18 protein-coding genes are annotated in these 18,285 nt (G+C 72.7%); 7 read left to right on the forward strand and 11 right to left on the reverse strand.

The genetic code is table 11. From position 1 onward, the window contains the following. The 3 genes from HDA32_RS18170 to HDA32_RS18180 are packed head-to-tail and all read left to right on the forward strand — an operon-like array spanning position 1 to position 3,931. The gene (locus HDA32_RS18170) at positions 1-2,028 is read left to right on the forward strand and encodes a dipeptide/oligopeptide/nickel ABC transporter permease/ATP-binding protein (protein ID WP_179644318.1); all 2,028 of its coding nucleotides are present in this window, start codon (positions 1-3) and stop codon (positions 2,026-2,028) included. Further along, positions 2,025-3,005: an oligopeptide/dipeptide ABC transporter ATP-binding protein gene (locus HDA32_RS18175; RefSeq protein WP_312863235.1), complete on the forward strand. Its 981-nt coding sequence runs from the start codon at positions 2,025-2,027 to the stop codon at positions 3,003-3,005. The genes HDA32_RS18170 and HDA32_RS18175 overlap by 4 nt, the downstream gene beginning before the upstream one ends. Then, positions 3,002-3,931 (forward strand): dihydrodipicolinate synthase family protein, encoded by a 930-nt coding sequence (locus tag HDA32_RS18180; RefSeq protein ID WP_179644319.1) that lies wholly within the window; start codon positions 3,002-3,004, stop codon positions 3,929-3,931. Before HDA32_RS18175 ends, HDA32_RS18180 begins: the two co-directional genes overlap by 4 nt. A gap of 49 nt (positions 3,932-3,980) precedes the next feature. Here the strand turns inward: HDA32_RS18180 and HDA32_RS18185 are convergent, their stop codons facing one another. The 9 genes from HDA32_RS18185 to hisD form a co-directional block, all read right to left on the reverse strand. After that, the gene (locus tag HDA32_RS18185; RefSeq protein WP_179644320.1) at positions 3,981-5,825 is read right to left on the reverse strand and encodes an ABC transporter ATP-binding protein; all 1,845 of its coding nucleotides are present in this window, start codon (positions 5,823-5,825) and stop codon (positions 3,981-3,983) included. Continuing rightward, entirely contained in the window at positions 5,822-7,759 is a 1,938-nt protein-coding gene (locus tag HDA32_RS18190) for an ABC transporter ATP-binding protein (RefSeq protein WP_179644321.1), read from the reverse strand. The genes HDA32_RS18185 and HDA32_RS18190 overlap by 4 nt, the downstream gene beginning before the upstream one ends. 349 nt (positions 7,760-8,108) lie before the next feature. Next, a complete protein-coding gene (gene hisF, locus HDA32_RS18195; RefSeq protein WP_179644322.1) occupies positions 8,109-8,879 on the reverse strand; it encodes an imidazole glycerol phosphate synthase subunit HisF in 771 nt (256 codons plus the stop codon). 201 nt (positions 8,880-9,080) lie between these two features. Then, positions 9,081-9,809 (reverse strand): bifunctional 1-(5-phosphoribosyl)-5-((5-phosphoribosylamino)methylideneamino)imidazole-4-carboxamide isomerase/phosphoribosylanthranilate isomerase PriA, encoded by a 729-nt coding sequence (gene priA / locus HDA32_RS18200; protein WP_179644323.1) that lies wholly within the window; start codon positions 9,807-9,809, stop codon positions 9,081-9,083. Between the two features lie 94 nt (positions 9,810-9,903). Continuing rightward, positions 9,904-10,539, reverse strand: coding sequence for an imidazole glycerol phosphate synthase subunit HisH (gene hisH, locus HDA32_RS18205; protein WP_179644324.1), 636 nt, complete (start codon positions 10,537-10,539; stop codon positions 9,904-9,906). Positions 10,540-10,571: 32 nt separating this feature from the next. After that, the gene (locus HDA32_RS18210) at positions 10,572-10,730 is read right to left on the reverse strand and encodes a CG2302 family histidine operon protein (protein WP_179644325.1); all 159 of its coding nucleotides are present in this window, start codon (positions 10,728-10,730) and stop codon (positions 10,572-10,574) included. Further along, on the reverse strand, positions 10,730-11,323 hold the full coding sequence (gene hisB, locus HDA32_RS18215) for an imidazoleglycerol-phosphate dehydratase HisB (RefSeq protein WP_179644326.1): 594 nt from the start codon (positions 11,321-11,323) through the stop codon (positions 10,730-10,732). Before hisB ends, HDA32_RS18210 begins: the two co-directional genes overlap by 1 nt. A gap of 63 nt (positions 11,324-11,386) precedes the next feature. Further along, positions 11,387-12,481 carry a histidinol-phosphate transaminase gene (locus HDA32_RS18220; protein WP_179644327.1) on the reverse strand — a complete coding sequence of 365 codons (1,095 nt, stop codon included), beginning with the start codon at positions 12,479-12,481 and terminating at the stop codon, positions 11,387-11,389. Then, the gene (hisD, locus tag HDA32_RS18225; RefSeq protein ID WP_179644328.1) at positions 12,478-13,782 is read right to left on the reverse strand and encodes a histidinol dehydrogenase; all 1,305 of its coding nucleotides are present in this window, start codon (positions 13,780-13,782) and stop codon (positions 12,478-12,480) included. The genes HDA32_RS18220 and hisD overlap by 4 nt, the downstream gene beginning before the upstream one ends. Positions 13,783-14,063: 281 nt before the next feature. Here hisD and HDA32_RS18230 point away from each other — a divergent pair, with 281 nt between their 5' ends. From HDA32_RS18230 to ybaK, 3 genes are all read left to right on the forward strand, one after another. After that, entirely contained in the window at positions 14,064-14,624 is a 561-nt protein-coding gene (locus HDA32_RS18230) for a ferritin (RefSeq protein ID WP_179644329.1), read from the forward strand. 102 nt (positions 14,625-14,726) lie between these two features. Then, on the forward strand, positions 14,727-15,404 hold the full coding sequence (locus tag HDA32_RS18235) for an LON peptidase substrate-binding domain-containing protein (RefSeq protein WP_179644330.1): 678 nt from the start codon (positions 14,727-14,729) through the stop codon (positions 15,402-15,404). Positions 15,405-15,504: 100 nt separating this feature from the next. After that, positions 15,505-15,999, forward strand: coding sequence for a Cys-tRNA(Pro) deacylase (gene ybaK, locus HDA32_RS18240; protein ID WP_179644331.1), 495 nt, complete (start codon positions 15,505-15,507; stop codon positions 15,997-15,999). A 27-nt stretch (positions 16,000-16,026) separates the two neighbouring features. Here ybaK and HDA32_RS18245 read toward each other — a convergent pair whose 3' ends face one another. Beyond that, on the reverse strand, positions 16,027-16,593 hold the full coding sequence (locus HDA32_RS18245; RefSeq protein ID WP_246334408.1) for a hypothetical protein: 567 nt from the start codon (positions 16,591-16,593) through the stop codon (positions 16,027-16,029). A gap of 145 nt (positions 16,594-16,738) precedes the next feature. Between HDA32_RS18245 and HDA32_RS18250 the strand changes: the two genes are divergently transcribed. Beyond that, positions 16,739-17,257, forward strand: a complete 519-nt coding sequence (locus HDA32_RS18250) for a DinB family protein (protein ID WP_179644333.1) — start codon at positions 16,739-16,741, stop codon at positions 17,255-17,257. An 89-nt stretch (positions 17,258-17,346) separates the two neighbouring features. Here HDA32_RS18250 and HDA32_RS18255 read toward each other — a convergent pair whose 3' ends face one another. Beyond that, a complete protein-coding gene (locus tag HDA32_RS18255) occupies positions 17,347-18,144 on the reverse strand; it encodes a PadR family transcriptional regulator (protein WP_179644334.1) in 798 nt (265 codons plus the stop codon). Positions 18,145-18,285 lie beyond the last annotated feature (141 nt).

Raw genomic sequence — 18,285 nt, forward strand, 5'->3', positions numbered from 1 at the left:
GTGCGCTCACGACTCGCCTCCCGGCTGTCCCGGCCGGGCATCCGCCTGCGCAGGCTGTCGCCGCCGGCGAAGGCGGCCCTGTTCCTGCTGCTGCTGATCGTCCTGCTGGCCATCGCGGCCCCTCTGCTCGCCCGCGACCCGCTGGCCACCGGAATACCGGGGCAGCCGCCGAGCGCCGAACACTGGCTCGGCACCGACCGGGCCGGCCGCGACGTGTTCGCCCGGATCCTGTTCGGCGCGCGTTACTCGCTGCTGATCGGCCTGGGGGCCACCGCCATCGCGGTACTGGCGGGAGCCGTGCTCGGGGGCGTCGCCGCCACCTCGCACCGGTTCGTCAACGAGTCCGTCATGCGGGTGCTCGACGTGATCATGGCCTTCCCCGGCATCGCTCTCGCCGCCGTGCTGGTCGCCGTCTTCGGCAGCAGCGTTCCGGTGCTGATCCTGGCCATCGCGGTCATCTACGTGCCGTCACTGACCCGCGTCGTCCGCGCCAACGTGCTGGCGCAGTACAGCGAGGACTACGTCTCGGCCGAGCGCGTGATCGGCGCACGCCGGGCCTACATCCTGGTCAAGCATGTCGCGGTCAACTGCGCGGCTCCGGTGATGGTGTTCGGCACCGTCTTGGTCGCGGACGCGATCATCTACGAGGCCAGCCTGTCGTTCATCGGCGCCGGCATCCAGGACCCGTTGCCGAGCTGGGGCAATGTGCTCTCCTACGGCCGCCAGCTGCTGCTCTCGGGCGGATGGTGGGCGACGTTCTTCCCCGGTATGGCGATCCTGCTGACGGTGCTCGCGCTGAACGTGCTGGCCGAAGGCCTGACCGACGCCTGGGCCAACCCGAAGGCCGCCGGAAGCGGTCGCAAGGGCGCCGGCAGCGCGAAGCGGCCCGCCGACGAGGACGCCGACGGGGCCGCGGCACAAAGCCGCGGCGGGGTCGACGCCGAACCCGGCGGTCCCGCTGCGGACGCGCGATCCGCGGCGGAGGCCGAGGACCACGAACAGGCGCTCGCACGGCTGGCCGCGGCCGTCACCGCCCGCGGCCCGCGGGTCCCTCCGGTGGACGCCGCCGCGCCGACCCTCCTCTCGGTGCGGAATCTGCGGATCCGGTTCCCCCGGCGCCACGGCGATGTCGCCGTCGTGGACGGCGTCTCCTTCGACGTGCGCGCCGGCGAGACCCTTGGCCTGGTCGGAGAGTCCGGCTGCGGCAAGAGCCTGACCAGCCTGGCGCTGATGGGACTGCTGCCGCGCGAGGCCGAGGTCGGCGGCCGGATCATGTTCGGCGGGCAGGACCTGCTCACGCTGCCGCCGCGCCGGCGACGCGCCATATCGGGGCCGGAGATCGCCATGGTCTACCAGGACGCCATGTCGTCGCTGAACCCCTCGGTGCTCGTGGACACCCAGCTCCGCCAACTCACGCGGCGCGGGGGCACGCGATCGCCGGAGGAGCTGCTGGACCTGGTCGGCCTGTCGTCGGGCCGCACGCTGCGCAGCTACCCGCACGAGCTCTCGGGCGGCCAGCGCCAGCGCGTGCTGATCGCCATGGCGCTGTCGCGCTCTCCGCGGCTGCTCATCGCCGACGAGCCCACGACGGCGCTCGACGTCACCGTCCAGGCGCAGGTCGTGAAGCTGCTGACCCGGCTGCGCGACGAACTGGGCTTCGCGATGGTGCTCGTGTCGCACGACCTCGGCCTCGTGGGCGAGATGGTGCACCGGATCGCGGTGATGTACGCGGGCCGGCTGGCCGAGGTGAGCACGCCGCAGAATCTGTTCACCGGCCCGCGCCACCACTACGCCCAAGGCCTGCTCGGCTCGGTGCTGTCGCTTGAGTCGGGTGCGCGGCGGCTGCGCCAGATCGCAGGCGTCGTCCCCGCCCCCCAGGACTTCGCTCCCGGATGCCGCTTCGCCGACCGCTGCCCCGAGGCCACCGGGAAGTGTCGTTCCGAGGTTCCGGCCCCTTCGGGGAATCCGCGGGACCACGCCTACTCCTGCTGGCATCCCGCCGCGGCCTCGAAAGGAGCCCTGCTGTGACGGAGCCCATTGTCAGCCTTGACGACGTGCACGTCGTCCACACCGCCCGCACCGGCGGCCTGCTGCGCCGCGACCGCGTCCACGCGCTGACCGACGCCACCGCCTCGGTCGGCAGGGGCGAGGTGCTCGGCGTCGTCGGCGAGTCCGGATGCGGCAAGTCCACGCTCGCCCGGGTGCTCACGGGGCTGCAGAGACCCACGCGGGGAACGGTGCGCTTCCGCGGCGAGGACCTGTGGTCGATCCCGGCTCAGCGCAGGCGCACCGAATTCGGTTCGGCCGTCGGGGTGGTGTTCCAGGACCCCTCCACGGCGCTGAACCCAAGGCTGCCGGTGCGGCGGATCCTGCGCGACCCGCTCGACGTGCACAACCGGGGCTCGCTCCGGCAGCGCGAGGCCAGGGTCGAGGAGCTTCTCGGCCTCGTGGGCCTTCCCGACCACGTGGACGGCGCGCTGCCGGCCCAGCTGTCGGGCGGCCAGCGCCAGCGGGTCGCGGTCGCCCGGGCCCTCGCCCTCGAACCCGACGTGATCGTGGCCGACGAGCCCACCAGCGCGCTGGACGTCTCGGTCCGCGCCCAGGTCCTCAACCTGCTGGTCGACCTGCGCGCACGCCTGGGACTGGGGCTCGTGTTCATCTCGCACGACATCCAGACCGTGCGCTACATCGCCGACCGCATCGCGGTGATGTACCTCGGCAGGATCGTGGAGGAGGGCCCGTCGGCCCTCGTCGCCGGCGAGTCGAGGCACCCCTACACGCGCGCGCTGTTCTCCGCGACCCCCGGCCTGCTGGAGGAGACCGAGCAGATCGTGCTGGAAGGCCGCGTCCCCTCCGCGACCCACCCCCCTTCCGGCTGCCCGTTCCGAACGCGGTGCTGGAAGGCCACCGACGCCTGCGCCGCGGAGTTCCCGCGGGCCGAGGCCGACGACACCCACATCTGGCACTGCGTGCATCCCGAGATCCCGACAAGGAGTACGGCATGACCCAACGACAGCCGATCCACCAGGGCGTGATCCCCCCGATGGTGACACCGCTCACCCCCGAGGGCGCGGTCGACGTCGTCTCACTGGAGCGGCTGGTCGCGTTCCTGCTCGATGCCGGGGTCTCGGGGCTGTTCGCCCTCGGCAGCTCAGGAGAGTCCGCCTACCTGACCGACGCGCAGCGCAACACGGTGATCGACACCGTCACCGGCGCCGCCGCCGGACAGGTGCCGGTCCTGGCCGGATGCATCGAGACCAGCACGAACCGGGTCGTGGAGCGGGCCAGGGAGGCCCACAAACTCGGCGCCGAGGCCGTCGTCGCGACCGCGCCCTTCTACACCCGCACGCACCCGGTGGAGATCGACCGACACTTCCGGGCGGTGCGGGCGGCCGTGGACCTGCCGCTGCTCGCCTATGACATCCCGGTCTCGGTGCACGTGAAGCTGGAGCCGGCCCAGGTGCTGGAGCTGGCCGGCGACGGCGTCATCGACGGGCTGAAGGACTCCAGCGGCGACGACGCGGGTTTCCGCGAGGTGGTGCTGGGCACCCGCGGTCTTGCGTCGTTCTCCGCGCTGACCGGCCACGAGACGGTGGTCGACGCGATGATGCTCGCCGGGGCCGACGGCGCGGTCCCCGGGCTCGCCAACGTCGACCCCCACGGCTATGTGCGGCTGCTCGACGCCTGCGCACGCGGTGACTGGCCATCGGCCAGAAGCGAGCAGGACCGGCTGGCTCGGCTGTTCGGCATCGTGCGCGCGGCCGCACCGGAGACGGCCGGCGGCTCCACCGCGGGGTTGGGCGGTTTCAAGACCTCGCTGCGGCTGCGCGGGATCATCGCGAGCAGCACGATGTCCGCACCGATGCGGGAACTCGACGCCGATGAGACGGAGGCGGTGCGGCTGCGCGTCATGGAGGCCGGACTCCTGTGAACACCGTCGTCGGGACGGCGCCGTCCGACTCCGCCCGCCGACCCGAGGCTCAGGCCGAACTGTGCACCCAGGAGGCGTGCAGGTCGGCGTAGACGCCCGGCAGGCGGACGAGGTCGGCGTGGGTTCCGCGCTGGGCGATCCGGCCGTCGTCGAAGACGAGCACCTCGTCGGCCGCCTCCGCGGTGGACAGCCGGTGGGCGATGGTGACCGAGGTGCGCCCGCGCGTGAGCCGGTCCAGCGCGCGCTGGATGCGGACCTCGGTCGCGGGGTCGACGGCCGAGGTCGCCTCGTCCAGGACGAGCAGGTCGGGGTCTGCGACGTAGGCGCGCACCAGCGCGACGAGCTGGCGCTCCCCCGCCGACAGCGACTCTCCGCGCTGGCCGACCGGGGTGTCCAGGCCGTGGGCCAGGCCGTCCAGCCAGTCGGCGAGGCCGAGTTCGGTGATGGCGTCCTCCAGTTCGGCGTCGGCGGCCTCGGGGCGGGCGAAGCGGATGTTGTCGCCGAGCGAGCTGTCGAAGAGGAAGCCCTCCTGCGGCACCATGACGACGCGGCGGCGCAGCGAGGAGAAGGCCACCCTGCGCAGGTCGGCGCCGTCCAGCAGGACCGTTCCCTCGCTGGGGTCCATGAGCCGGGTGAGCAGCTTGACGAAGGTGGTCTTGCCCGACCCGGTCTCGCCGACCACGGCGATCCTGGTGCCGGGGCGGATCTCCTCGTCGACCCCGCTCAGGACGGTCGGGCCGCCGGGGTAGGCGTAGGAGACGCCCTCGAAGCCCACGCTCACCGGGCCGCGCGGCAGTTCGTGCCCGTCGCGGCCGGGGTCGGCGATGTCAGGGACGGTGTCGAGCACGCCGAGCACCCGGCGCCAGCCCGCGATGGCGTTCTGCGCCTCGTTGAAGATCTCGGTGGCCATGATCATCGGCGAGACGAACAGCGTCACCAGGAACAGGAACGCCACCAGTTCGCCGGGGGTGAGCTCGCCCGCGATCCCGAGCCACACTCCGGCCACGACGACGGCGGCGTTGGCCACCGAGGCGACGAGCTCGGCGAACGGTGAGACCGCCATGGACAGCCGCTGCGCCTTCACCTGGGCGCGGCGGGTGGCCAGGACGGTGTCGTCGATGCGCCGGCCGGTGCGCTCCTCCGTGGCGTGCGCCCGGATGACCGCCGCGCCCATGACGGTCTCGCCGATGGCGCCGAGCATGTCGCCGGTGCGCTCGCGCACCTTGAGGTAGGCCTTGGAGAGCAGCCGCTGCAGCCACCGCACCCCGAACAGCAACGGCAGGAAGCACAGCCACACCACCAGGGTGAGCTGCCAGGAGTAGGCCGCCATCAGCGCGGTGGCGATGAGCAACTGGCCGCTGCTGACGATCAGCATGATGCCGCCCATCTGCATGAACGTGCTGATCTGGTCGACGTCGGCGGTGACCCGCGACACCAGTGCGCCCTTGCGCTCGCTGTTCTGGGTCAGCACCGACAGGTCGTGCACGTGCCGGAACGCCCTGCGGCGCAGCGTGGCCAGCCCGGACTCGGTGGCCCGGTACAGCCGCACGTTCATCAGGTAGGAGCAGAAGGCGGTGATGACGACCAGGACGGCGCACACCGTGACGGCGGTGGTGACGAACCCCATGTCGGGCCGTCCGGTCCGGGCGACGACGCCGTTGTCGATGATCTGCTGCACGGCCATCGGCACGACGATCTTGCCGACCGTGGCGATGACGGCGAACAGCAGCGTGATGCCGAGCCCGCGGGTGAACTCCGGGGACAACGCCAGTCCGCGCCGGATGGTGCCCATGGCGGTGTCGGTGGAGCGGTGCAGCGCCGGGGCGCCGTCGTCGACCGCCGCGGGGCCGTCGGACGCACCGCGTTCGGTAGGGGTGCTCACCGGCGCGCTCATCGAAGGACCTCCTCGGTCACCGTGTCGTCCATCGCTTCGCCGCCGGCCGCTTCGGCCGCGCGCTGTTCGGCGGCCCGCTCGTAGGCGGTGACGAGCCGCCGGTACCCGGGCGAGCGGGCGAGTAGCTCGTCGTGCGTGCCGCGGTCGTGCACGGTGCCCTGCTCCAGGTAGACGACCTCGTCGGCGAGTTCGATGGTCGCCCTGCGGTAGGCGACGACCACGACGGTGGCGGCGAGGTCGGTGCCGCGCAGGCCCTTGAGGATCTGCGCCTCGACCTGCGGGTCGACCGCCGAGGTGGCGTCGTCCAGGATGAGCAGCCTCGGCGAGCGCACCACCGCGCGGGCCAGCGCCAGGCGCTGGCGCTGGCCGCCCGACAGCGTGGTACCGCGCTCGCCCAGACGGGTGTCCAGGCCTTCGGGCAGGTCGGCGACGAACCCGTCGGCGCGGGCCAGGCGCAGCGCGGCCCAGACCCGATCGTCGCCGGCGTCGGCGCCCAGGGTGATGTTGTCGCGCACGCTGTCCTCGAACACGAACGTCGTCTGCGGCACCAGCGCGGCCGCGCGGGCGATCTCGCCCCGGTCCAGGTCGCGCAGGTCGACGCCGTCGAAGGAGACGGTGCCGGTGTCGGGGTCGACCAGGCGCATGAGGAGGGTGGTCAGGGTGGACTTGCCCGATCCGGTGGGGCCGACGACGGCGATGGTGCGGCCCGGTTCGAGTTCGAAGTCGACGTCGTGCAGCACGATGGCGCGCCGCGCCGCCGCGCCGGCGGGGACGTCGGCGAGGTCGCGCCCCGAGCCGCGTCCGGCGGTGTCCGCCAGGGCCGCGTCGTAGCCGTCCTCGTAGGAGAAGCTCACGCCGTGCGCCGCCAGCCGGAGGCCGCCGGAGCCCTCCAGCGCGGCCCGGCCGTGCTCCATCGCGCCTTGGGCGGCGAGCACGTTGTCGACCCGGCTCCAGCCGACGACGCTGCGCGGCAGGTCGCCCAGCAGCCAGCCCAGCGCGCGGATGGGCAGCGCCAGCAGGGTGAACAGGTAGGCGATCTGGACGAGGTCGCCGGCGTCGACGGCGCCGTCGGCCAGCCGGACCATGCCGACCAGCAGCACGGCGAGCACACCGAGGTTGGGCAGCGCCTCCATGACGGGGTCGAACAGACCGCGCAGCCGGCCGACCCGGATCTGGGCGTCGCGCAGCCGGTGGGCGGCGACGGTGAAGCGCTCGGTCTCGGTGTCCTCGCGGCCGAGCGTCTTGACCACGAGGGCGCCGTCGAAGGACTCGTGCGCGACCTCGCTGACCTGGGCGCGCAGCGCCTGGGCCCGGGTGGCGGCCGGGGCGACCCTGCGCTGGAAGAAGAAGTTGACGACGGCGAGCGCCGGGAACACCACGAACCCGACGATGGCGAGCACCGGGTCGGTGAGCACCATCGCGACGGCGGCCACCGCCAGCATGAAGAGGCTGCCGATGACCATGGGCAGCGGCGCGAGCGGCTGCCAGGCCGCCTCCACGTCGGCGTTGGCGTTGGACAGGAGCTGCCCGGTGGGGTGGCGGTGGTGCCAGGACAGCGGCAGCCGGAGGTACTTGCGCGCGACCTTGCGCCGGTAGTGGGCCTGCATGCGGAACTGCATGAGGCCGGCGAACAGCCGCCGCGCGGCCAGCCCGAGCCCCTTGAGGACCCCCACGCCGAGCAGCAGCGCCGCGGCCGTGGACAGCGCGGCGGTGGTGGTCCGGCCCTCGGCGAAGGCCGGCAGGATCACGTCCTCGGTGATGCGGCCCAGGACGGAGGCCGAGGCGACGGTGACGCCGGCGTGCAGGGCCGCGCCGAGGACCGCGACCGCGAAGACCCACGGCTCCGTGCGCATGGCGACCCACAGGACGCGCATACCGCGCCGGAACACTCGGGAATCAACCGCGGGTCCGTCCGTAGTGACTCCCTGCGACATGCGTCCCCCATCTTCATCGGTGGTGGCTCGGACCGAGAGCGGACCCGCCCGTATCGCCCGATGACACGGCGACATACCGGCTACACGCTACTCCGGGTAGTGGGCCGGAGCGTACTGATTTGTTCAGCGCCGGCCGGGTACCGACTATTCCGTCCGGCTCCGAATGGCCGATGTGGGACAGCACGGCGCCGGACCGCCCCCCGTGGAGAGCGGCCCGGCCGCGGAAGGGGCCGCACTCTCCCGGCAGCCGAGGTCTGCTGTGCGGCCTGAAAACGTTGCGATAACCCCGACAAGGTCAAGATCGGCGAGAAAATCGGTCAGGCCGATGGCACCGGGATCTGCGAGAACCCTAACGGACCGGGTGCCCGGCCGCCCGCAGCTCGTCCTTGACGTCGCCGACGGTGAACTCACCGAAGTGGAACACCGACGCGGCCAGCACGGCGTCGGCTCCGGCCGCCACCGCCGGAGGGAAGTGCCCGACCTTGCCCGCTCCGCCGCTCGCGATCAGCGGGATGTCCACGACCGCGCGCACGGCGCGGGTCAGCTCCAGGTCGAAGCCTGCCTTCGTGCCGTCGGCGTCCATCGAGTTCAGCAGGATCTCGCCGGCACCCAGTTCGGCGGTGCGCCGCGCCCACTCGACGGCGTCGATGCCGGTGCCCCTGCGGCCGCCGTGCGTGGTCACCTCGAACCCGCTCGGGGTCGACTCGCCGTCGGCGGTCCTGCGCACGTCGGCCGACAGCACCAGCACCTGGCGGCCGAACCGCCGGGCGATCTCGGCGATGAGCTCGGGCCGCGCGATCGCCGCGGTGTTGACGCCGACCTTGTCGGCGCCGGCGCGCAGCAGGCGGTCGACGTCGTCGGGGGTGCGCACGCCGCCGCCGACGGTCAGCGGGATGAAGACCTGCTCGGCGGTGCGCCGCACCACCTCGTAGGTGGTCTCCCGGTCCCCGCTGGAGGCGGTGACGTCGAGGAAGGTCAGCTCGTCGGCGCCCTCGGCGTCGTAGCGGCGGGCCAGCTCGACGGGGTCGCCGGCGTCGCGCAGGTTCTGGAAGTTGACGCCCTTGACCACCCGGCCGGCGTCGACGTCCAGGCACGGGATGACCCTGATCGCCAGTGTCATCAGTCGCTCACCGGTCCTTCCTCGCTCCGCCGCCGATGCAAGAGGCGCACGCGCACCGGCATCGACGACTCCACTCGCCACGTCCCTCCCGCTCCGGTCATCAGTCGCTCACCGGTCCTTCCTCGCTCCGCCGCCGATGCAAGAGGCGCACGCGCACCGGCACCGACGACTCCACTCGCCACGTCCCTCCCGCTCCGGTCATCAGCCGCTCACCGCCTCGAGCGCCTCCTCCAGGGTGAACGCGCCCTCGTACAGGGCGGTGCCCATGATGGCGCCCTCGACGCCCTCGGGCACCAGGGTGGCGATGGCGCGCAGGTCCTCCAGGCTGGAGACGCCGCCGCTGGCCACCACGGGCTTGTCGGTGCGCTCGCAGACCGCGCGCAGCAGGTCCAGGTTGGGGCCCTTGAGAGTGCCGTCCTTGTTGACGTCGGTCACGACGTAGCGGGCGCAGCCCTCGGACTCCAGGCGCTGCAGCGTCTCGTACAGGTCGCCGCCGTCGCGGGTCCAGCCGCGGGCGGCCAACGTGCTGCCGCGCACGTCCAGCCCGATGGCGATCCGGTCGCCGTGCTCGGCGATGATCTTGGCGCACCACTGGGGGTTCTCCAGCGCCGCGGTGCCGATGTTGACGCGGGTGCAGCCGGTGGCCAGCGCGGCGGCCAGCGACTCGTCGTCGCGGATGCCGCCCGACAGCTCGACCCTGGCCTCCAGGTCGCCGACGATCCCGGTCAGCAGCTCCCGGTTGTGGCCGCGGCCGAACGCCGCGTCCAGATCGACCAGGTGGATCCACTCCGCTCCGGCGTTCTGCCAGCCCAGCGCGGCCTGGAGGGGATCGCCGTACCGGCCGCCGGATCCGGCCCTGCCCTGCACGAGCTGGACGGCCTGGCCGCCGGCGACGTCGACGGCCGGCAGCAGTTCAAGAGTGGACGCCATGGATGCGGACCTTCGTTTCAAAAGAGATGCGGGAGGTGTTCGAAAGAGCCTGCGGGAACGGGCCCGGGAGGAGACGCCCCCGGGGCGGGTTCCGCTACAGCGTGGCGACCCAGTTGGCCAGCAGCCTGGCACCGGCGTCGCCGGACTTCTCCGGGTGGAACTGGGTGGCCCACAGCGGGCCGTTCTCGACGGCGGCGACGAACGGCTCGCCGTGCGTCGACCAGGTGACCAGCGGCGGCGCGATGTGGCCGCTGGTGGGGTGCAGCTCCCAGCGCCGCACGCCGTAGGAGTGCACGAAGTAGAAGCGCTCGTCCGGCTCGATGCCTGCGAAGAGCCTGGAGCCCTCGGGGACGTCGAGGGTGTTCCAGCCCATGTGCGGCACGATGGGCGCCCGGAGCCGCTCGACCGTGCCGGGCCACTCACCGCAGCCCTCGGTGGAGACGTCGTGCTCCACTCCGCGCTCGAACAGCACCTGCATCCCCACGCAGATGCCCAGCACCGGCCGGCCGCCGGCCAGCCGCCTGCCGATGACCCGGTCCCCGCCGGCCGCGCGCAGCCCGGTCATGCAGGCCTCGAACGCCCCGACCCCCGGGACGAGGAGGCCGTCGGCCTCCAGGGCGGCGCGCGGGTCGCCGGTGACGGTGACCTCGGCGCCGGTTCGCTCCACGGCCCGCTGCGCCGAGCGCAGGTTGCCCGATCCGTAGTCGAAGATGATGACGCGTGGCTGCACGTGCGACCGCGCCTTTCCGTACGTGATTGCTGCTAGAGGTAGTCGGCCCGCAGGACACCGGCCGCGACGGCGATGACCGCGCAGACGGCCAGGCCCGCGGCGATGGCCTTGTTCGTCTTCCACATGGAGATGCCGCCGCCGAGGAGGAGCCCGCCCAGCGCGATGAGCAGGATCGGGAAGAGGTCGGCCATTACAGCGCGCCCTTGGTGGAGGGCACCCCCGTGACGCGCGGGTCGCGCTCGCAGGCGAACCGCAGCGCGCGGGCGAACGCCTTGAACTGGCACTCCACGATGTGGTGGGCGTTGCGGCCGTAGGGCACGTGGACGTGCAGGGCGACGCGGGCCTGGGCCACGAACGACTCGAAGACGTGGCGGGTCATCGTGGTGTCGTAGTCGCGGCCGATGACCGGCGCCATGTTCTCGGGCTCGGAGTGCACCAGGTAGGGGCGCCCGGAGACGTCCACGGTGACCTCGGCCAGCGCCTCGTCGAGCGGCACCTTGGCGTCGGCGAAGCGGCGGATGCCGACCTTGTCGCCCAGCGCCTCCTTGAACGCCGCGCCCAGCGCGAGCGCGGTGTCCTCCATCGTGTGGTGGGAGTCGATGTGCAGGTCGCCCTCGGTGTGCACGGTCAGGTCGAACAGGCCGTGCTTGGCGAGCTGGTCGAGCATGTGGTCGTAGAAGCCCACGCCGGTGGAGATGTCGGCGACGCCCGTGCCGTCGAGGCCGATCTCGACGAGGACCTTGGTCTCCTTGGTGGTGCGTTCGACGCGGCCGATGCGGCTCATGTGGATTTTCCGAACTCTCCTGGTCGGTGACTGTCGTGGTGGTGCGTGCGGGACGGTCGGTCCCTAGCGCCGGCGCCCGCCGGTCACATCGAGCAACGCCTCGCGGAACGCCGACATTTCCTCGGGCGTGCCGACGGTGACGCGCAGCCACTGCGGCGGGCCGGTCTCGCGGATGAGCACGCCCCGGTCCAGCAGCCCCTGCCAGACGGCCCTGCGGTCGTCGAACTCGCCGAACAGCACGAAGTTGGCGTCGGAGTCGGCGATGGTGAAGCCGTGCCCGCGCAGCCACTCCACCAGGTCGTCGCGCTCCTCGCGCAGTTGCTTGACCGCGCCGAGCAGTTCGTCGGCGAACTCCAGCGCGGTGCCGGCCACGGCCTGGCTCACCGCCGAGAGGTGGTAGGGCAGCCGGACCAGTTGCAGGGCGTCGACGACCGCCGGGTGGGCCGCGAGGTAGCCCAGCCGCGCGCCGGCCATGGCGAACGCCTTGGACATGGTGCGCGACACGATCAGGCGCGGGTGCGCGGGCAGCAGCGACAGCGCGCTGGGGGTGCCCTCGCGGCGGAACTCGGCGTAGGCCTCGTCGACGACGACCACGCCCGGCGCGGCGTGCGCGACGGCCTCGATGACCTCCAGCGGCAGCGCCGTGCCGGTGGGGTTGTTCGGCGAGGTCAGGAACACGATGTCGGGCCGGTTCGCGGTGATGGCGGCCACCGCGGCTTCGGCGTCGACGGCGAAGTCGTGGGCGCGCGGCAGCGCGGTCCACCCGGTGTTGGTGACGCCGGTGATGATCGGGTGCATCGAGTAGGAGGGCTCGAACCCCATGGCCGTGCGGCCGGGCCCGCCGAACACCTGCAGGATCTGCTGCAGCACCTCGTTGGAGCCGTTGGCCGCCCACACCTGGTCGGCGCCGAGGCCGTGGCCGAGGTAGCCGGCCAGGGCCGCGCGCAGCCGGGTGGCGTCGCGGTCGGGGTAGCGGTTGAGCCCGATGGCCACGTCGGCGACGGCGCGGGCCAGCGCCTCGGCCAGGCGCGGCGAGGGGGCGTAGGGGTTCTCGTTGGTGTTGAGCGCCACGGGGACGTCGAGCTGCGGCGCGCCGTAGGGGGTGCGGCCGCGCAGGTCGTCGCGGACGGGCAGGTCCTCCAGGCCGAACTCGCTCACGCCTGCTCCTCTCGGGGGATGCGCGCCGTGACGGCCTCGCCGTGCGCGGGCAGGTCCTCGGCCTCGGCCAGTGCCACGACGTGGCGGGCGACCCCGGCCAGCGCGGCGCGGTCGTAGTCGACGATGTGGATGCCGCGCAGGAAGGTCTGCACGCTCAGGCCCGAGGAGTGGCAGGCGCAGCCTCCGGTGGGCAGCACGTGGTTGGATCCGGCGCAGTAGTCGCCCAGGGAGACCGGGGCGAAGGCGCCGAGGAAGACGGCGCCGGCGTTGCGCACCCGGTCGGCGACGCCGCGGGCGTCGGCCGTCATGACCTCGAGGTGTTCGGCGCCGTAGGCGTTGACGACGTCGAGCCCCTGCTCCAGGTCGTCGACGAGCACGATGCCGGACTGCCGGCCGCCGAGCGCCTCGGCGACCCGCTCGCTGTGCCGGGTGGCCGCGACCCGCTTGCCGAGTTCGGCCTCGACCGCGGCCGCCAGCCCCTCGGAGGCGGTGACCAGCACGGAGGCGGCCACCACGTCGTGCTCGGCCTGGCTGATGAGGTCGGCCGCGACGTGGCCGGGGTCGGCGGTGCCGTCGGCGAGCACCATGATCTCGGTGGGGCCGGCCTCGGAGTCGATGCCGATGACGCCCTTGAGCAGGCGCTTGGCCGCGGCGACCCAGATATTGCCCGGACCGGTGACCAGGTTGGCGCGGTCGCACTCGCCCGCGCCGTAGGCGAACATCGCGACGGCCTGGGCGCCGCCGACGGCGTAGACCTCCTCCACGCCCAGCAGCGCGCAGGCCGCCAGGATCGTGGGGTGCGGCAGGCCGCCGAAGTCGGCCTGCGGCGGGGACGCCACGGCCAGCGAGGCCACGCCGGCCTCCTGGGCCGGCACGACGTTCATCACGACGCTGGAGGGGTAGACGGCGCGGCCGCCGGGCACGTACAGGCCGACGCGGTCGACCGGGACCCAGCGCTCGGTCACGGTGCCGCCGGGGACGACCCGGGTGGTGACGTCCTCGCGGCGCTGGTCGCGGTGGACCAGGCGGGCGCGGCGGATCGACTCCTCCAGTGCGGCGCGCACGGCGGGGTCGAGGCCGGCCAGTGCGGAATCGACGGCCTCGCGGGGAACCCGGACGTCGGTGAGCCGCACGCCGTCGAAGCGCTCGGTGAGCTCGATCAGCGCTTCGACGCCGCGATGGCGGACGTCGTCGCAGATGGGGCGGACCTTCTCCAGCGCGGCCTCGACGTCGAACTCGGCGCGCGGCAGCAGGTCTCGCGGGTCGCCGGGGTTTCCTCGGAGATCGATTCGGGAGATCACCGTTTCATTCTAGGGGGCTGAGCCCCCGTCCCCACCTGCGGTGACCGATCACACGGCCGCGTGGACGGCCGACCGCTCCCGGTCCGGGCCCGCCCGCCGGACGCCGCGGCGCCCCGCCCTGCGGGCGGCCTTTGGGGAAGCCTCACCACAAAGCACTTCAATAAGCCTTTCCTAACTTTGGGACGCCTTACCTTAAAAAGCATTCCGAAAGGCTTGCCTAAGTGGCCGATATTACCTCTGCATTAATCGTTAATTGTTTGCCTGTGCGCTATTGTTGTCATATGACCGCCACGACGCACAGCACCGACCACGGCCTCTCCAAGTTCCATCGCCTCCTGCTCGACCAGGTACGACACGAGTTCACCGCGTCGCAGCAGTACATCGCGCTGGCCGTCTGGTTCGACGACCACGACCTCCCGCAACTGGCCCGGGTCTTCTACCGGCAGTCACTGGAGGAGCGCGACCACGCGATGATGATCGTGCGCTTCCTGATCGACAACGACGTGCCCACCACAATTCCGGGCATCGATGAAATCCGCAACGAATTCGACACCGCCCGCGACCTCGTCGCGCTCGCGCTGCGCCAGGAGCGCGAGGTGACCGACCAGTTCAACCTGCTGGCCAAGGTCGCCCGCGACGAGGGCGACCACATCGGCGAGCAGTTCCTCCAGTGGTTCCTGAAGGAGCAGGTCGAGGAGGTCGCCAAGATGTCGACGCTGCTGGCCGTCATCGACCGCGCCAACGGCAACCTCTTCGACGTCGAGGGCTTCGTCGCCCGCGACATGCCCGACGAGACCGGCGACGCCACCGCCCCGGAGACCGCGGGACCCTCGCTGAGCTAGGGCCCCGGGCACTCCGCGGTCCGCGCGCTTCCCCCGCCACGGCTCCGGGGGAAGCGCGGGTCGTCCCCAGGCACTTCGGCGAGTTTTGGGCATACTTGTTCAATGCCCCATCGGCTGCCGCTGTTTCCGCTCGGGTCCGTGCTGTTCCCCGGACTGACGATGCCGCTGCACGTCTTCGAGGACCGCTACCGCAGGCTCATGACCGATCTGCTGGATCTCCCGGCCGATGAGCCGCGGCGGTTCGGCATCGTCGGCATCGAACTGGGCCACGAGGTCGGCGAGACCTCGGCACACCAGTTGTCCGAGGTCGGCTGCATCGCCGAGGTCCACACCGTCCACCGGCACGACGACGGGCGCTTCGACGTCGTCGTGGAGGGCGGCGGGCGCTTCCGCGTCGACGCGTTCGTCGACGCCGACGACGAGCACCCCTACCTGCGCGCCGAGACGACCCACCTGCCCGACGAGCTGGGGGCCGACGCCGAGGCCCGCGCCGAGCGGGTCGGCCGGCTGTTCGCCCTCTACTGCGAACGGCTCAAGGGCATCGGCATCCCGGCCGAACCACCGGACGAGTTCCCGGCCGAACCGCTGCCGCTGTCCTACGCCGTCTCCGCGGCCATGGTCCTGGACCAGCGCGAGAAGCAGGACCTGCTGGAGGCCGAACACGCCTCCGCCCGCCTGGAGCTGGCCTGCGACCTGCTGCGCCGCGAGAACCGGGTGCTCACGTCGCTGCCCACCCTGCCGGCCGGGCAGTTCATGCGCCGCGAGGTCAACCTCAATTGACCCGGGCGGGCCGCCCCGGTCGGCGCCGCGCTCCCGGCGGTACCGGTAAGGTCGAACGCCGTAAGGGGCGGACCGCGGCGACGAGGAGGCCGGAGCAGCAGTGAGCGGGAAGGGCACACCGGCGACGGCCGCGGCGAGCCGCGCGAAGATCGAATTCAGCCTGCACGCCTACGCGGCATCGGAGGACCGGACCGGCGGTGCCTCCTACGGCGAGGAGGCCGCCGACGCCCTCGGGCTGTCCCCCGACAGGGTGTTCAAGACGCTCGTCGCCGAGGTCGACGGCACGTTGACCGTGGGCGTGGTCCCGGTCGGCGGCGCCCTGGACCTCAAGGCGCTGGCTGCGGTGACCGGCGGCAAGAAGGCGGTCATGGCCGACCCCGCCGACGCCGAGCGCGCCACCGGCTACGTCCGCGGCGGCATCAGCCCGCTCGGCCAGCGCAAGCGGCTGCGCACCGTCATCGACGCCTCCGCCACCGGGCACGACACGATCTTCGTCTCCGCCGGCCGCCGCGGCCTGCAGATGGAACTGGCGCCGCAGGACCTGATCCGGCTCACCCGGGCGACCCGCGGCCCGATCGGGACCGCGGCCGGATAGGGCCGACGCGCCTCTTCGGAGGCTGCGTCACCGGGGCCACTCGGCCGGGGCGCTCCCGTGCTCGGAGGCGTCGGTGCGCAGGTGCGGCAGGTCGTGGCGCCAGATGCTCACGGCGTCGAACAGGCCGAACTGCAGAACCGCCACGAAGGGCCACAGCAGCAGCGCGCTGTGGGAACGCAGTTGCAGGCCGGAGGAGATGACGTCGCCCCGCTCCGCGGCGGCGAGCGCGCGTTCGTAGTCGCCCGCGTCGAGGGCGACGCCGATGCCCCAGGCGATCAGCGAGGCGGCCACCGCGCCGACGGCGAGGCCGAGCAGCGTGGCCAGGCGCAGGTCCGCGCGCAGCCACGCCGCGAAGCGGTACTGCACGACGTAGCCGACGTAGCCGCACACCAGCCCGGCCACCAGCGTCATGATGGCGAAGTAGCCCTCGGCCGCGAACAAGGTCTCCGACACCGGGTAGGGCAGCGTCGTCCCCGACCCGGTCGCGGTCACCTCGGCGCGCGGCGCGATCATCCACCACAGCAGCCCCAGCGGCACGCCGAGCACCGTGACGGCGCCCAGTGCCGCGCCCCCCATGGCGAGCTGTCGCCCCATCACCGCAGGCCCATCCTGTTCCGCCCTCTCCCCGGTCTCCGGCGTCACCGACATCGCGCCGGATCGGCGCGCGCATCGAATGTATCCCCTGCCGCGGACCCGAAAACCAGTGGTGCCGGGGTGGGCGGGTCATGACAATGGCCGCATGAGCACCGTCATCGATCCCCGCATCGCCCCGCCGGCGGCCGCCGACGAGCGCACCCTCCTCAACGCGTGGCTCGACCGGCACCGCGCCACCGTCAGGTACAAATGCGCCGGGCTCGATCCCTCGCTCGCGGCCGCGGCCCCGCTGAGCGCGTCACCTCTGATGTCGATCGGCGGAATCGTCTCGCACCTGCGCTGGGTGGAGCACCTCTGGTTCGAGGTCATGCTGCTCGGCCTGCCCGACCGGGGCCCCTACACCTCCGACGACCCCGACGCCGAGTGGCGCCTCGGAGCCCGGCGCCCGCTGGCCGACCTCCTCGACGAGTACGACGCCCAGTGCGAGCGCTCCCGCGGGATCGCCGCGCGGGTGGAACTGTGCGGCGCGGCCCGGCGCTCCCCTCCCGGCGAGCAGCCGGCCACGCTGCGCTGGGTGCTGCTGCACATGCTGGAGGAGACCGCCCGGCACAACGGCCACCTCGACGTCCTCAGGGAAATGGCCGACGGCGTGACCGGCGACTGAAGGCCGGGCTCCGTGCGCGCCCGCCCGGATCCGCCGCCGACCCTGGCGCCGCTCTCCACGCACGAGCGCCCGCCGCCCGGCCTCCGGCGTCACCCGTCGGCGTCCTCGTCGTCCCCGTCGCCGGCGTCCGCGGCGTCGTCCTCGGCCAGGATCCGGTAGAGCCCGCGCCGGGTGTCGGCCAGCAGCCGCTTGGCCCTGGCCGACTGCTCGGGCGTGCCGGCCTGGGCCACCTGGACCGCCGCCGCCGACAACTGCGCGGCCAGCCCGCTGATCTCGGCGAAGTCGGCGTGGGTGTCCTCGAACTCCTCGGCCACGGCCTCCCACGGCGGGGTGAGCTCCCCTGCGTTGTCCTCGACGTAGCGCCGGCCTTCGTCGCTGAGCTCGAACGGGCGGCGCCGGCCGCCGCCCGCGCTCTCGGCCGGGCGCACCAGGCCCTCGTCCTCCAACTGCTGCAGCATCGGATAGACCGAGCCCGGACTGGGCCGCCACGCGCCGCGGCTGCGCTCCCGGCCCTCCCGGATGATCTCGTAGCCGCTGCGCGGCTCCTCGGACAGCAGCAGCAGGATCCCGGTGCGCACGTCACCGCGCCGGGCCCGGGGTCCGCGCCCCCGCCGCGGACCCCGGCCGCCGCCGAAGAAGAACTCGAACGGGCTGCCGCCGGGACCGAACGGGGGCTGGCCGCCCCACGGCCCGCCCGGCGGCCGCGGCGGGTGGAACCCTCCGCCGCGCGGACCGCCGCCCATGGCCATCCAGAACGGGCGCGGGCCGCAGTGGCGGTGGCCCCGCCGCCCCCCTCGTGCGCCCTCCTCGCCCTCGGGGACCTCCCAGCCGCCCTCCGTCCGGCGCGGATCGCCGCCCCACTTCCACGGCATCGCCATCGCCGCCATCGCACACTCCCCCTTTTTACCCTTCGATAGGTCACCTGGTATCGAGATACTTCTACGATATATCGCTAATCTACCGCGGTCAACGGCCTTCTCCGGATCCCCCCGGAAACGACGACGGGCCCGCCACCCCCTACCGGGAGC

The sequence above is a fragment of the Spinactinospora alkalitolerans genome (genome assembly GCF_013408795.1).
Classification (GTDB): domain Bacteria; phylum Actinomycetota; class Actinomycetes; order Streptosporangiales; family Streptosporangiaceae; genus Spinactinospora; species Spinactinospora alkalitolerans.

Excerpts from the sequence above, each read along its gene's own strand:
- priA (WP_179644323.1), bottom strand. The coding sequence starts at position 9,809 with ATGGCGTCCACTCTTGAACTGCTGCCGGCCGTCGACGTCGCCGGCGGC.
- HDA32_RS18250 (WP_179644333.1), top strand. The coding sequence starts at position 16,739 with ATGAGCACCGTCATCGATCCCCGCATCGCCCCGCCGGCGGCCGCCGAC.
- hisB (WP_179644326.1), bottom strand. The coding sequence starts at position 11,323 with ATGAGCCGCATCGGCCGCGTCGAACGCACCACCAAGGAGACCAAGGTC.
- HDA32_RS18255 (WP_179644334.1), bottom strand. The coding sequence starts at position 18,144 with ATGGCGGCGATGGCGATGCCGTGGAAGTGGGGCGGCGATCCGCGCCGG.
- HDA32_RS18190 (WP_179644321.1), bottom strand. The coding sequence starts at position 7,759 with ATGTCGCAGGGAGTCACTACGGACGGACCCGCGGTTGATTCCCGAGTG.
- HDA32_RS18230 (WP_179644329.1), top strand. The coding sequence starts at position 14,064 with ATGACCGCCACGACGCACAGCACCGACCACGGCCTCTCCAAGTTCCAT.
- hisF (WP_179644322.1), bottom strand. The coding sequence starts at position 8,879 with ATGACACTGGCGATCAGGGTCATCCCGTGCCTGGACGTCGACGCCGGC.
- HDA32_RS18245 (WP_246334408.1), bottom strand. The coding sequence starts at position 16,593 with ATGGGGCGACAGCTCGCCATGGGGGGCGCGGCACTGGGCGCCGTCACG.
- HDA32_RS18180 (WP_179644319.1), top strand. The coding sequence starts at position 3,002 with ATGACCCAACGACAGCCGATCCACCAGGGCGTGATCCCCCCGATGGTG.
- HDA32_RS18235 (WP_179644330.1), top strand. The coding sequence starts at position 14,727 with ATGCCCCATCGGCTGCCGCTGTTTCCGCTCGGGTCCGTGCTGTTCCCC.
- HDA32_RS18210 (WP_179644325.1), bottom strand. The coding sequence starts at position 10,730 with ATGGCCGACCTCTTCCCGATCCTGCTCATCGCGCTGGGCGGGCTCCTC.
- HDA32_RS18185 (WP_179644320.1), bottom strand. The coding sequence starts at position 5,825 with ATGAGCGCGCCGGTGAGCACCCCTACCGAACGCGGTGCGTCCGACGGC.